The sequence below is a fragment of the Microbacterium aurugineum genome (assembly GCF_023101205.1).
GTDB classification, from domain to species: domain Bacteria; phylum Actinomycetota; class Actinomycetes; order Actinomycetales; family Microbacteriaceae; genus Microbacterium; species Microbacterium aurugineum.
On record NZ_CP078078.1, the window covers coordinates 841,661 to 854,935 of the forward strand.

The following is a 13,275-nucleotide window of genomic DNA, read 5'->3' on the forward strand; positions in this document are numbered from 1 at the left end:
GGCGCGGACGACCAGCGGGGGTCTCGGCGGCGTGTGTGGACGGATCGGGCCAGGATGCCGGTCTCCCGAAGCGAAGGTCGGTGGCACGCCGTAGGCTGTTGAGGTGACCACAGCCCTCTACCGCCGCTACCGACCCGAGACCTTCGGCGAGATGATCGGGCAGTCCCAGGTGACCGATCCGCTGATGACGGCTCTGCGCGGCGATCGAGTCGGCCATGCGTACCTGTTCTCCGGTCCTCGCGGCTGTGGCAAGACGACCTCTGCCCGCATCCTCGCGCGCTGCCTGAACTGCGCTGAGGGGCCGACCGATGTTCCCTGCGGCGTGTGCCCGAGCTGCGTCGAGCTGTCGCGTGCCGGCGGCGGATCCCTCGACGTCGTCGAGATCGACGCGGCGAGCCACAACGGTGTCGACGACGCACGAGATCTGCGTGAACGGGCGACGTTCGCCCCCAGCCGCGACCGGTACAAGATCTTCATCCTCGACGAGGCGCACATGGTGACGCCGCAGGGCTTCAACGCGCTGCTCAAGCTCGTCGAAGAACCGCCGGAGCACGTCAAGTTCATCTTCGCGACCACCGAGCCCGAGAAGGTCCTCGGCACGATCCGCTCCCGCACGCATCACTACCCGTTCCGGCTCGTGCCGCCCGCCGCCATGCTCGAATACGTGGCCAAGCTGTGCGCCGAAGAGGGCGTGATCGTCGAACAGGGCGTCCTCCCGCTCGTGGTCCGCGCCGGTGGTGGCTCGCCTCGAGATACGCTGTCGCTGCTCGACCAGCTGATCGCCGGATCCGACGCCCCGGCCGACTCCGAGACGGTGACGGTGGGATACGCGCGTGCCGTGTCGCTGCTCGGCTATACACATGCCGCCCTCCTCGACGAGATCGTCGACGCGCTCGCCGCAGGAGACGCGGCCGCCGCCTTCCCGGCGATCGACCGTGTGGTGCAGACGGGTCAGGATCCGCGCCGCTTCGTCGACGACCTGCTCGAACGCCTGCGAGACCTCATCGTCATCGCGGCGGTCGGAGCCGGCGCCTCGGCGGTCCTCCGCGGCATCGCCGAAGACGATCTGGAGCGCATGCGTGCCCAGGCGGCCACCTTCGGGTCGGCGCGGCTCTCGCGCACGGCCGATGTGGTCAGCGCCGCCCTCGACGACATGTCGGGTGCGACCTCTCCGCGCCTTCACCTCGAACTCATGGTGGCTCGCGTGCTCGCCGCTGCGGCGGAGGCGTCGACGTCGGATCCGGCCCCCGCGGCCGCGCCCGAGCGCGCGGCCGCACCGGCCCGCTCGACTCCCGCGGCTGTCTCGACTCCTGCAGCTGTCGCGACTCCTGCCGCCGTCTCGCCCCCGGCACCCGCCACGGGCTCCCCGGCTGCTGCCCCGGTGGCGACGCCGGCTGCTGCCTCCGCTGCCCCCGCTGCTGCGCAGACCGCCCCCGCCGAGGAGCCCGCCGCGCGCACCGAGAACGAAGCGCCGAGCCCCGCACCGGTACCCGAGGCGGCACCCGCACCCGCACCCGAGGCGGCACCCGCACCGGAGCCCGCCGTCGCGCAGGGTCCCGTCACCCTCGAACGCATCACCGCCTCGTGGCCCGCCGTGCTGACCCGGCTCGAGAGCATCAGCCGCACGTCCTGGTTGCTGGCGACCGCGGTGCAACCGCTCGCCTACGCCACCGACACCGAGGTCCTGACGCTCGGCTTCACGAGCCAGCATGATGTCGCGAAGTTCAAGGGCACCACTCCGGGCTCCGGACCCTCGGACCATCTGCGGTCGGCGATCGAGAGCGAGCTGGGCGTGCGGGTCAAGTACCTGCCCGCACCGATGCCCACCGGTGGAGCTCCGCGGCAGTCCGCGGCGTCCGGCCCGTCGGCACCCGCCGATCCTGCTCCCGCATCGGAGCCTGCGTCAGCGGGTTCCTCCCGTCCGCAGGTCCGCAGCGCGTCGGCCTCCACCGTGACGGAGTGGGCCGTCGCGCCGATCCCGTCCGCCGTGGAGCAGCCGAGCGTGCCGCCCGCAGCCGCCGCTCCGCTTCCGGTCGACGACGAGCCCGAAGAGGTCGAAGCGGCGGCAGCCGCACCCCTGCCGCCGTCCGATGGTGCTGTCGATCGCGACGCACCGCCGCTTCCCAGTGATGACGAGGCCCCGGCATATGACGATGAGCCGCCCTACGACCCGTCGTACGAACCGCCGGTGGCGCGTCAGGCTCCGCCCGAACGGTCGGCACCGGCGCAGCGCACGGCGACAGCCCCTCCGGTCGTCATCGAGCGCGCTCCCACTGCCGGGGGAGTGCAGCGCTACGGTGAGGCCGTGATCCGCCAGGTGCTCGGCGCGACGTTCCTGCGCGAAGAGCCCTACGAGCCCCCGACGAGGTTCTCCTGATGTATGACGGCATCGTTCAGGAGCTGATCGACGAGTTCGGTCGGCTCCCCGGCATCGGCCCGAAGTCCGCACAGCGGATCGCGTTCCACATCCTCCAGACGCCGACGTTCGACGTCGCGCGTCTCGCCGAGCTGTTGAGCGAGATCCGACTCCGCGTGCGGTTCTGTGAGATCTGCGGCAACGTGGCCGAGCAGGAGCGATGCGGGATCTGCCGTGATCCGCGTCGCAGCCAGGCGCTGATCTGCGTGGTCGAAGACGCGAAGGATGTCGCCGCGATCGAGCGCACCCGGGAGTTCCGCGGGCTCTATCACGTCCTCGGCGGGGCCATCAGCCCCATCGCCGGCATCGGTCCCGACGACCTCCGGATCGCGCAGCTCATGACGCGTCTCGCCGATGGCACGGTGCAGGAGGTGATCCTCGCCACCAACCCGAACCTCGAGGGGGAGGCGACGGCGAGCTACCTGAGCCGACTGCTGACCACCATGCAGATCACCGTGTCCCGTCTCGCCTCCGGTCTGCCCGTCGGCGGCGACCTGGAGTACGCCGACGAGGTCACGCTCGGGCGCGCGTTCGAGGGCCGGCGCGTCCTGTGACGCCCAGCGCGGGTTTCTCGCGTCGCGGCTGGCTGCTCTTCGGGGCCATGGCCCTGCTGTGGGGCGTGCCGTACCTGTTCATCAGTGTCGCGGTCGAGTCGATCTCCCCGCCGGCGATCGTGGCCGGACGCACGCTGATCGCCGCGGTGCTGCTGCTGCCGTTCGCGATCCGGAGTGGCGCGCTGCGGGCCGCTCTGAAGCACTGGCCCTGGGTCCTCGCCTTCGGCGCGGTCGAGATGGCCGGTCCCTTCCTCCTGCTGGGCCATGCCGAGATGACGCTGACCTCCGGGATGACCGGGCTGCTGGTGGCAACGGTGCCGTTGTTCGCCGCTCTGATCGCCCTCGGCGGGGGCGACCGCGGGGTGCTCCGGCCCGCCCGCGCAATCGGCCTGCTCGTCGGATTCCTCGGTGTCGCCGTCGTGGTCGCAGGCCCGGGACTCTTCGGGGGCGAAGTGAGCCTTCTCGCTGCGGGGGAGGTGCTCCTGGTGGCCGTGCTGTACGCGACGGCTCCCTTCATCGTCGCTCGCAAGCTCAACGCCGTCCCGTCTCTGGGCACCATCACGCTGTCGCTGCTCATGATCGGGATCTTCTACCTCCCGATCGGCCTGCTCACGCAGCATCAGGTGCCCACGCTGCCGTCGATCGGGGCGCTGCTCGCGCTGGCCGTGATCTGCACGGCGGTGGCGTTCCTCGCGTTCTTCGCGCTCATCCGCGAGGTGGGGCCGGTACGTGCTCCGCTGTTCACGTACGTCAACCCGGTGGTCGCGATCGTCCTCGGGGCGATCGTCCTCGCCGAACCGTTGACGCCGGGTCTGCTCCTCGGGTTCCCGCTGATCATCGTCGGGTGCTGGTTCGCCGCCACGGGCGGTCGCCTGCGCCCGGTGTCTGCGCAGGCGCTCCCACCGACGCTCTGATCGCCGAGGCACCGTTCCTCGCCGTCGGAAGCGATGACACATGCGCAGCAGGGCATACGCGCCGATCATAGAATGAGCGTGGGCGGATCCGCCCGACATCCCAGGGAGTGATCGTGGCCCTCATCGTGCAGAAGTACGGCGGCTCGTCCGTCGCCGACGCAGAGAGCATCAAGCGCGTCGCCAAGCGCATCGTCGACACGCGTCGTGCCGGTCATGACGTGGTCGTGGCGGTCAGCGCCATGGGTGACACGACCGATGAGCTGTTGGAGCTCGCGGACGAGGTCGCCCCGATCCCCGCACCGCGTGAGCTCGACATGCTGCTCTCCAGCGGAGAACGCATCTCGATGGCGCTGCTGGCCATGGCGATCCACTCGATGGGATTCGAGGCGCGGTCATTCACCGGCAGCCAGGCGGGCATGATCACGGATTCCCAGCACGGTGCCGCACGCATCGTCGACGTGACGCCGATTCGTCTGCGCGAAGCCCTCGATGAGGGGGCGATCGTGATCGTCGCCGGGTTCCAGGGCTTCAACCGCGACACCAGGGACATCACGACGCTCGGCCGTGGAGGATCCGACACCACGGCCGTCGCTCTCGCCGCCGCGCTCGATGCCGACGTGTGCGAGATCTACAGTGACGTGGACGGCATCTTCACTGCGGACCCGCGCGTCATCCCGAAGGCGCAGAAGCTCGATCACGTCTCCAGCGAGGAGATGCTCGAGCTGGCCGCCAACGGCGCCAAGGTGCTGTACATCCGCGCCGTCGAGTACGCACGCCGTCACGGCGTCCTCATTCATGCTCGGTCGACCTTCTCGTCGGCCGAGGGCACATACGTTCTGGGCGAGGGCATGAAGAACCCGCGCGAAGCCGAGGGAGCAGTCATGGAAGAACCGATCGTCGCCGGTGTCGCCACCGACTTCAGCCAGGCCAAGATCACGGTCGCGGGCGTGCCCGACGTGCCGGGCAAGGCCGCGGAGATCTTCAAGATCGTCGCGAAGTCGGGCGCGAACGTCGACATGATCGTGCAGAACGTCTCTGCGACCGGACGCACCGACATCTCCTTCACGGTTCCCAAGGCGGATGCGGCGGCTGCGCTCAAGGCGCTCGCCGGCGATCAGACCGAAGTCGGGTTCCAGAACCTGATCCACGACGATCAGATCGGCAAGCTCTCGGTCGTCGGCGCGGGAATGCGCACGCACTCGGGGGTCTCGGCGACCCTCTTCGAGGCGCTGTCGGCCGGCGGCATCAACATCGAGATGATCTCCACCTCGGAGATCCGCATCTCGGTGGTGCTGCGCGACACCGACCTGACCGAGGCAGCGCGGACGGTGCACACCGCCTACGGACTCGACGGCGACGCCGAAGCCACGGTCCACGCCGGCACCGGCCGCTGATCTCTGCCGATCGTCGCCGTTTTCCTGACACAGGTGAGTGGTCTCGGAGCGCAGAGCCGACGGTCCGTCGCGGCACGGTAGACTCACCGAAACCCTGACACCGGCGCCAGGCGCAGCATCCACATCCCGACGCCGCGCCCGAAGCCTCGTACGCAGTACCGCACGACGCCAAGGAACATCATGACCCGCATCTCCGAATCAGGACTCTCCGTCGCCATCGTCGGCGCCACCGGCCAGGTGGGCACCGTGATGCGCGAGATTCTCGCCGAGCGGTCGTTCCCGATCCGCGACCTGCGGCTGTTCTCATCCGCACGCTCCGCGGGCACGGCCATCGAGTTCGGCGGCGCGACCGTCATCGTCGAAGACGTCGAGACGGCGGATGCCTCGGGCATCGACATCGCCCTGTTCTCGGCAGGAGCCACCGCGAGCCGTGCCTATGCGCCGCGTTTCGCCGCCGCCGGCGCCGTGGTCGTCGACAACTCCAGCGCCTGGCGGATGGACCCCGAGGTTCCCCTCGTGGTCAGCGAGGTCAACCCGCACGCGATCGACGATCGCCCCAAGGGCATCATCGCGAACCCGAACTGCACCACCATGGCGGCCATGCCGGTGCTGAAGGCCCTCGACGCCGAGGCCGGCCTCGAGCGGCTCATCGTGTCGACCTACCAGGCGGTCTCCGGCTCCGGACTCGCCGGCGCCCAGGAGCTCCTCGGCCAGGTCGAGGGAGTGCTCGCGCAGGGCGACACCCTCCGCCTCGTGCACGACGGTTCGTCCGTCGATTTCCCGGAGCCCGAGAAGTACATCGCTCCGATCGCCTTCGACGTGATCCCGTTCGCCGGCAATCTGGTCGAAGACGGGGACAACGAGACGGACGAGGAGAAGAAGCTCCGCAACGAGAGCCGCAAGATCCTCGAACTCCCCGATCTCCGGGTCGCGGGCACCTGCGTGCGTGTCCCGGTCTTCACCGGTCACTCCCTCTCGATCAACGTCGAGTTCGCCCGTGCCATCTCGCCTGAGCGTGCGCGCCAGGTCTTGAGCGCGGCTCCCGGCGTGGTCCTCGACGAGGTCCCCACGCCGCTGCAGGCTGCCGGCAAGGACCCCAGCTTCGTCGGTCGCATCCGGGCCGATCAGTCCGCGCCGGAGGGCAAGGGGCTCGTGCTGTTCCTCAGCAACGACAACCTCCGCAAGGGAGCCGCACTGAATGCGGTGCAGATCGCCGAGGTCCTCGCGGAGCGTCTCGCCGTCGTACGCTGATCTCTTCGCCGCGGACACCGTCGCATGGTCCGCGGTGGCGTGCCCGCGAACTAGACTGGTTCGGTGACTGAAAACGTCGATGTCGTCCTGATCGGCGGTGGCATCATGAGCGCCACCCTGGGTACTCTGCTGCACGAACTGCAGCCGGAGTGGAAGATCGTCGCCTTCGAGCGACTCTCCGATGTGGCCCAGGAGAGCTCGAACCCGTGGAACAACGCCGGCACGGGTCACGCCGCCCTGTGTGAGCTGAACTACATGCCGCAGCAGGGGGATGCCCCGCTGGACCCCGCCAAGGCGGTGTCGATCAACGAGCAGTTCCAGCAGAGTCGCCAGTTCTGGTCGTCGCTCGTGGACCGTGGTGTGCTCGATGCGCCGTCGACGTTCATCAACGCGACTCCGCACATGACGTTCGTCCGCGGTGAGAAGGACGTCGCCTACCTCAAGGCACGCTACGAGGTGCTCAAGGAGCAGCCGCTGTTCGCGGGCATCGAGTACAGCGAGGACTCGCGCGTCATCAACACCTGGGCGCCTCTGCTGATGCAGCAGCGCCGCAAGGGCGAGCCGTTCGCCGCGACCCGCGTTCCCGCAGGAACCGACGTCGACTTCGGCGCGCTCGCCCACCAGCTCTTCGACCACCTCACCGAGTCGGGCGTGACGCTGCGCACCAACCACGAGGTGCGCAGCCTGAAGAAGCAGAAGGACGGGACCTGGCTGGTCAAGTACCGCAACAGCATCGGCCACACGCCGAACGAGGTCAAGGCGCGCTTCGTGTTCGTCGGCGCCGGTGGCTGGGCCCTCAAGCTCCTGCAGAACTCCGGGATCCCCGAGATCAAGGGATACGGTGTCTTCCCGATCGGCGGACAGTTCCTCAAGACCACGAACCCGAAGATCGTGGCGCAGCACAAGGCGAAGGTGTATTCGCAGGCCTCGGTCGGTGCGCCGCCGATGTCGGTCCCGCACCTCGACACCCGCGTCGTCGATGGGGAGTCCTCGCTCATGTTCGGGCCGTTCGCGACGTTCAGTCCGAAGTTCCTGAAGAACGGATCGATGCTCGACATCGTGTCGCAGGTGCGGGCGCACAACCTGCTCCCGATGCTGCAGGTGGCGGTGAAGAACCCCGACCTCATCACCTACCTGGTGGGCGAGCTGCTGAAGAACCACACCAAGAAGGTCGACAGTCTGCGGACCTTCATGCCGACGGCGAAGGATGAGGACTGGACCCTCATCGACGCCGGTCAGCGTGCGCAGGTGATGAAGAAGGACCCGGAGAAGGGCGGCATCCTGCAGTTCGGCACGGAAGTGGTCTCGTCTGCGGATGGCTCGATCGCCGGGCTCCTCGGTGCCTCGCCCGGCGCGTCCACGGCGGTCCCGATCATGCTGGGTCTGTTGAAGACCTGCTTCCCGTCGGAGTACCCCGCCTGGGAGCCCGAGCTTCGCGCCCTGATCCCCACGTTCGGCCAGAAGCTGAACACGGATGCGGCGCTCGCGGAGGAATCCACGGAGGCGACCGCCGCCACCCTCGGCATCAACGCCTGAGCTCGACCCGTGGCGAAGCTCTACTTCCGCTACGGCGCGATGAACTCCGGCAAGTCGACCGCCCTGCTCCAAGCCGCGTACAACTACGAGGAGCGCGGACAGCACGTGCTGCTCGCGAAGCCGGAGATCGACACCAAGGGTGCGGCCGAGATCGAGAGTCGGCTCGGCGTCACCCGTCAGGTCGACTTCCTCGTCGGGCAGGCCGACGACGCCCGCGAGCTGTTCACCCAGCATCGTGACCGCCTCCGTCGTTCCACGGATGAAGAACTGCTCCCCGGCGGGCCCGTGGATGTGGCATGCCTCCTCGTCGACGAGGCACAGTTCCTCACTCCGTCGCAGGTCGACGATCTCTTCCGGATCGCTGTGGAGGACGGGGTGCCGGTGATGGCATACGGCATCCGGAACGACTTCCTCACGCACGCTTTCCCCGGATCCGCGCGGCTGCTCGCGATCGCGCACTCGCTCGAGGAGCTCAAGACCATCTGCCGGTGCGGGCGGAAGGCCGTGTTCAACGGCCGGGTGGTCGGCGGGCGCTTCGTCTTCGACGGCGATCAGGTCGCGATCGACGAGGGCGCGGTCGGAACGGCTTCCCCCGAGCTGACGACCTACGAGTCGCTGTGCGGGACGTGCTACCTCGACGAATCGGGTGGGCGCCTGGGCTGAGCCCCCTCCCGGTCCTGCTCCCGCGGTGGTTTCGCCGCCCCCTCGCGTTCACAACTCCGCAGATCCTCGACCGGATCCTGCGGTGACGCCGCTCCGCAGGGGGTTTCGTGAATTCCTTGCGGAGTTGTGCACCTGAACGAACCCGAGGCTGCCTGTGTTGCGTGGTCTGACCACAGGAGGATACGCTGTGGTCAGACCACAGGAGGATCGATGGGTGAACAGCCGGCGCGCGCCTGGCAGCTCGTGCTCGAACACATCGAGCGCGACCTCCTCGACGCTCGTCTGGGCCCGGGGGACAGGCTCCCTTCGGAGCGTGACCTCGCGAGCGAGCTCGGTGTCGGGCGCTCCAGCGTCCGTGAGGCGTTCCGTGTGCTCGAGGTGATGGGTCTCATCCGCACCGCGACAGGTTCGGGTCCGCAGTCCGGCGCCATCGTCATCGCGACCCCGACCGGAGGGATGTCCGCGCTCCTCCGGCTGCAGGTCGCCGCGCAGGGCTTCCCGTTGGACGACGTGGTGCGCACGCGCCTGGTCCTCGAAGACGCGGTGGTGACGGCTCTCGCCGCATCCGCAGATCGCGACACGACACGCGCGCACCAGCTGCTCGAGGCGATGGACGCGACAGGCCTTGCTGCCGCGGAGTTCCTCGCCCTCGACGCCCAATTGCATCTCTCCCTCGCTGAAGCCAGCGGCAACACGGTCATCGCCGCGATGATGGCGGGCCTGCGTTCATCCATCGAGTCCTACGTGCAGGCGGGCGTCGCCGCGATCCCCGACTGGGAAGCGATGGCGGAGCGGCTGCGCACCGAACACCGGGCCCTGGTCGCCGCGATCGACGAGGGTGATGGCGATGCCGCTCGCGCTCTCGTCCATTCGCACATCACCGGCTACTACACGTCCGCGGGGCTGACCCGCGACCTCCATCCCCTGAACTGAGAGGCACACCATGGTGCAGCGCCAGCTCCCGAATCCCGTCGAACTCCTCGACCTCATGAAGTTCAAGAAGCCGGAGTTCGACGGCCGCAAGCGCCGTCTCGATGCCGCGCTCACGATCGACGATCTTCGTCTGATCGCCAAGCGCCGCACGCCCAAGGCGGCTTTCGACTACACCGATGGCGCCGCCGAGGGCGAACTCTCGCTCTCGCGCGCCCGGCAGGCGTTCCAGGACGTGGAGTTCCACCCGGGCATCCTGCGGCCCGCTCCCGACGTCGACACGAGCGTCGAGATCCTCGGCGGCCCCTCCGCGCTGCCCTTCGGGATCGCGCCCACGGGCTTCACCCGGTTGATGCAGACCGAGGGCGAGGTCGCCGGTGCCGGAGCCGCCGGCGCTGCGGGCATCCCGTTCACGCTGTCCACCCTCGGCACCACGTCGATCGAGGGCGTCACGGCCGCCAACCCGCATGGGCGCAACTGGTTCCAGCTCTACGTCATGCGCGACCGGGAGATCTCGTACGAGCTCACCCGCCGCGCCGCCGCGTCCGGCTTCGACACCCTCCAGTTCACAGTGGACACCCCGGTCGCGGGTGCCCGTCTGCGGGACAAGCGGAACGGCTTCAGCATCCCGCCGCAGCTCACGCTCGGCACGATCATCAACGCGATCCCGCGGCCGTGGTGGTGGTTCGACTTCCTGACGACTCCGAAGCTGGAGTTCGCCTCCTTGAGCACCACGGGCGGAACGGTCGGTGAGCTGCTGGACGCCGCGATGGACCCGACGATCAGCTACGACGATCTCGACGTGATCCGTGACATCTGGCCAGGGAAGATCGTGATCAAGGGCGTGCAGAACGTCGAGGACTCGGTGCGCCTGCGTGATGCGGGAGTCGACGGCATCGTGCTCTCGAACCACGGCGGACGACAGCTCGATCGTGCGCCGATTCCGTTCCATCTCCTGCCCGAGGTGCGACGGGCCGTCGGCGACGACTTCACGGTCATGATCGACACCGGCATCATGAACGGTGCCGACATCGTCGCCGCCGTGGCGCTCGGGGCGGACTTCACCCTGATCGGGCGCGCGTACCTCTACGGCTTGATGGCCGGCGGGCGCCAGGGGGTCGACCGGACGATCGCGATCCTGCGCAGTGAGATCGAGCGCACGATGCGTCTGCTGGGGGTCTCCTCACTTGCGGAGCTCGAACCGGGACACGTCACTCAGCTCACGCGCCTGGTGCCCGTGGCGAGGGCGGCTGCGGACGCGCGCACGCGCACGCGCTGAGCGGGAGTGGCGGGGCGACCCCCGGACAGGCTCAGGCCTGCGGGGCGACGGCCCTGCGGCGCGGCGGCCACGGCACCAGCATCGACGTCGTCCGGCGATACTCGGCGTAGGCCGGATACTTCGACGCGGTGATCGACTCGGTGAAGACCGTCGAGCCGATGAAGAGCACCGTCAGCAGGGCAGGGCCGATGATCGTCGGATTCAGGACGCCACCGAGCACACCCGCGCCCGCCGCAGTGGCGGCCGTCGCACCGATCGCGTAGAGGGCCCACCACTGTGCCTGCTCGAAGAAGAAGTTCGGGTGTCGGCTGTAGCGGAACAGCCCGGTGGTCGCGAAGCCGGGGGAGAGGGAGCCGCCCGCCCGCTTCTTGCGCTGATGGAAGGCCCACTGCTGCTGGTCGGCGATGGTCTCGCCGACCAGGAAGGCGAGGAACGCCGCGATGAAGAGCGCGTCCCACCCCGTGAGCGCCGAGGGGTTCTGCGCGGCGACGAGGGCCGGCAAGGTGATGAGGACGAGCAGTGTCATCTGATAGCCGATGATGAACAGCAGGTTGAAGATCTGGAACTGCCAGGGCCGCATGCGTGCGCGAAGAATCGCCCAGCGGTAGTCCTCCATGCCCGTGTAGCCGCCCTTGCGCGCGAAGTTGAAGGTCAGGCGGGCTCCCCAGGCGGTCACGAGCACCCCCATCAGCACGACGCGCGCCGATCCGTCGCCCTGTGCGAAGGCACCGGCGACGAAGATCCACACGTAGGCCACGGGCACGATCGACCAGGCGCGGTCGACCCACGAGGTGTCGCGGGTGGCCAGGGACAGGATCCAGCAGGCCGCGCTGGTGGCCGCGGCGACGATGATCACGATCAACAAGGCGTCCATGTCGCCATGCTAGGGCCACGCGGTGACGTCGTGCCGTGCGACACCGCGGCGGCTCAGAGCGAGCGCAGGAGCTCGTCGAGCTTATCGGCGGTGTCTTCCCAGCCGTCGACGGCGACCGACGGCACGCCGATGGCCAGCACCGGGTAGTCGTTCCCGCCCTCGTCGAGCCGGTCGCCGTAGAACAGCATGTCCGTGAGCGGGATCCCGGTGTGAGCGGCGAGCTGCGTCATCCCGAAGGCCTTGTCGATGCCGGCGCGGGTGATGTCGATCGAGGTCGATCCGCCGGAGCGCACCTCGAGGCCGGGGAGGCGGGCGGCGACCGCATCCCGCAGAGCCGCGCGCTTCGCCCCGGTCGGATCCCAGTCGTGCTTGGCTTCGCGCGGGGCGCGCTGGCCCAGCGCAGAGAAGGTGATCTGCGATCCGCGGTCCTCGAGGATCTCGCCCCAGGGGTCCGCTTCCCAGAGCCCGAGACGCTCGGCCTCTTCGCGCAGAGCGGTCAGGGCCGCCTGCTTCTCGTCATCGCTGAGGTCGTGCGCGTAGACGGGCACGAAGTCCGCCCCGTCGTGGCGCAGATACCGCGTGCCGCAGGTGGGCAGCAGATGGAGTCGTGCGAGCGCAGCAGGGTCCGCGTCACCGAGGCGGGCGACGACTTGCGAGCGGAACTGCGCCTCGTTGCCGCCCGAGATGATCGCGACGTCGACGGTGCGCAGCAGGGCCCGCAGCTGTTCGGCGATGCGCGGGTCGATCACTCCCTTGGACGGCGCGAGCGTGTCGTCGAGATCGAAGGCGACGAGGACAGGCGTGGTCATGGTGTCTCCAGCCTAGAAGGTGGGCGCGGGGAGGCTCGCGGGGCGAACAGCAGGGTGCACATGACAGCGAGGGCCACGCCGAACACGGCGCCCGTGGAGTTCGCCAGGACATCGGTGAGGGTCGCCGCACGATGGGGGAGTGCGAGGTGCTGAACTGTCTCGATCGCCAGGGAGAGCGCCGGTCCGACGAGCAGTGCGAGAGGCCAGACACGGCGGGGGAGCAGCACGAAGGCGAGGATGCCGACCGGGATGAAGACGAGGATGTTCGCCAGGATCTCGAGGCGGGTGAAGTCGAGCGACGCCCAGCCGAGGCGATGGGCCATGCCGAGGATCACGTCGAGCAGATTGGGCATCGTGTGTTCGACGCGTGAGGGCGTCAGCGTGAGCGCCGCGAGGACGAGGAGGAACGGGATGCCGAGGGCGAGAGCCCAGGCGCGGGTGAACCGGCGCGGCGGCGGGAGCAGAGACCCCATTCGTTCCCTTCGTGCGCGAAGCCGATACAGAGAAGGCCGCCCCTGAGGGCGGCCTTCCGGTGTCACTGGTCGGGGTGACAGGATTTGAACCTGCGACCTCTTCGTCCCGAACGAAGCGCGCTACCAAGCTGCGCCACACCCCGTTTGCAACCCTCCGAGTCTACAGGGAAATGCTCCGTGCG

General features: G+C 68.8%; 12 protein-coding genes and 1 tRNA gene. 9 read left to right on the plus strand and 4 right to left on the minus strand.

Going from position 1 to position 13,275, the window contains the following annotated elements; genetic code table 11:
- Positions 1 to 103: 103 nt before the first annotated feature.
- From KV397_RS04120 to KV397_RS04160, 9 genes are all read left to right on the plus strand, one after another.
- Positions 104 to 2,377, plus strand: coding sequence for a DNA polymerase III subunit gamma and tau (locus KV397_RS04120; protein ID WP_261812230.1), 2,274 nt, complete (start codon positions 104 to 106; stop codon positions 2,375 to 2,377).
- On the plus strand, positions 2,377 to 2,970 hold the full coding sequence (gene recR / locus KV397_RS04125) for a recombination mediator RecR (protein ID WP_047521806.1): 594 nt from the start codon (positions 2,377 to 2,379) through the stop codon (positions 2,968 to 2,970). The genes KV397_RS04120 and recR overlap by 1 nt, the downstream gene beginning before the upstream one ends.
- Positions 2,967 to 3,884 (plus strand): DMT family transporter, encoded by a 918-nt coding sequence (locus KV397_RS04130; RefSeq protein WP_261812231.1) that lies wholly within the window; start codon positions 2,967 to 2,969, stop codon positions 3,882 to 3,884. The genes recR and KV397_RS04130 overlap by 4 nt, the downstream gene beginning before the upstream one ends.
- A gap of 113 nt (positions 3,885 to 3,997) precedes the next feature.
- Positions 3,998 to 5,278: an aspartate kinase gene (locus tag KV397_RS04135; RefSeq protein ID WP_047521813.1), complete on the plus strand. Its 1,281-nt coding sequence runs from the start codon at positions 3,998 to 4,000 to the stop codon at positions 5,276 to 5,278.
- Positions 5,279 to 5,458: 180 nt separating this feature from the next.
- Positions 5,459 to 6,529 carry an aspartate-semialdehyde dehydrogenase gene (locus KV397_RS04140; protein WP_261812232.1) on the plus strand — a complete coding sequence of 357 codons (1,071 nt, stop codon included), beginning with the start codon at positions 5,459 to 5,461 and terminating at the stop codon, positions 6,527 to 6,529.
- 63 nt (positions 6,530 to 6,592) lie between these two features.
- Positions 6,593 to 8,065 carry a malate:quinone oxidoreductase gene (locus tag KV397_RS04145; RefSeq protein WP_261812233.1) on the plus strand — a complete coding sequence of 491 codons (1,473 nt, stop codon included), beginning with the start codon at positions 6,593 to 6,595 and terminating at the stop codon, positions 8,063 to 8,065.
- Positions 8,066 to 8,074: 9 nt separating this feature from the next.
- Positions 8,075 to 8,728 carry a thymidine kinase gene (locus KV397_RS04150; protein ID WP_047521800.1) on the plus strand — a complete coding sequence of 218 codons (654 nt, stop codon included), beginning with the start codon at positions 8,075 to 8,077 and terminating at the stop codon, positions 8,726 to 8,728.
- Positions 8,729 to 8,938: 210 nt separating this feature from the next.
- Positions 8,939 to 9,661 (plus strand): FadR/GntR family transcriptional regulator, encoded by a 723-nt coding sequence (locus tag KV397_RS04155; RefSeq protein ID WP_261812234.1) that lies wholly within the window; start codon positions 8,939 to 8,941, stop codon positions 9,659 to 9,661.
- A gap of 10 nt (positions 9,662 to 9,671) precedes the next feature.
- Positions 9,672 to 10,937, plus strand: coding sequence for an alpha-hydroxy acid oxidase (locus tag KV397_RS04160; protein WP_153242725.1), 1,266 nt, complete (start codon positions 9,672 to 9,674; stop codon positions 10,935 to 10,937).
- Positions 10,938 to 10,968: 31 nt separating this feature from the next.
- Here the strand turns inward: KV397_RS04160 and KV397_RS04165 are convergent, their stop codons facing one another.
- From KV397_RS04165 to KV397_RS04180, 4 genes are all read right to left on the minus strand, one after another.
- Entirely contained in the window at positions 10,969 to 11,811 is an 843-nt protein-coding gene (locus KV397_RS04165) for a DUF1295 domain-containing protein (RefSeq protein ID WP_248570160.1), read from the minus strand.
- Positions 11,812 to 11,864: 53 nt separating this feature from the next.
- Positions 11,865 to 12,620 (minus strand): HAD-IIB family hydrolase, encoded by a 756-nt coding sequence (locus KV397_RS04170; RefSeq protein WP_261812235.1) that lies wholly within the window; start codon positions 12,618 to 12,620, stop codon positions 11,865 to 11,867.
- Positions 12,617 to 13,093 (minus strand): VanZ family protein, encoded by a 477-nt coding sequence (locus KV397_RS04175; protein WP_261812236.1) that lies wholly within the window; start codon positions 13,091 to 13,093, stop codon positions 12,617 to 12,619. The genes KV397_RS04170 and KV397_RS04175 overlap by 4 nt, the downstream gene beginning before the upstream one ends.
- Positions 13,094 to 13,159: 66 nt before the next feature.
- Positions 13,160 to 13,236: transfer RNA gene (locus tag KV397_RS04180), tRNA-Pro, on the minus strand.
- Positions 13,237 to 13,275 lie beyond the last annotated feature (39 nt).

Coding starts and splice junctions, on each gene's coding strand:
- KV397_RS04165 (WP_248570160.1), bottom strand. CDS start 11,811: ATGGACGCCTTGTTGATCGTGATCATCGTCGCCGCGGCCACCAGCGCG.
- KV397_RS04160 (WP_153242725.1), top strand. CDS start 9,672: ATGGTGCAGCGCCAGCTCCCGAATCCCGTCGAACTCCTCGACCTCATG.
- recR (WP_047521806.1), top strand. CDS start 2,377: ATGTATGACGGCATCGTTCAGGAGCTGATCGACGAGTTCGGTCGGCTC.
- KV397_RS04140 (WP_261812232.1), top strand. CDS start 5,459: ATGACCCGCATCTCCGAATCAGGACTCTCCGTCGCCATCGTCGGCGCC.
- KV397_RS04175 (WP_261812236.1), bottom strand. CDS start 13,093: ATGGGGTCTCTGCTCCCGCCGCCGCGCCGGTTCACCCGCGCCTGGGCT.
- KV397_RS04155 (WP_261812234.1), top strand. CDS start 8,939: ATGGGTGAACAGCCGGCGCGCGCCTGGCAGCTCGTGCTCGAACACATC.
- KV397_RS04170 (WP_261812235.1), bottom strand. CDS start 12,620: ATGACCACGCCTGTCCTCGTCGCCTTCGATCTCGACGACACGCTCGCG.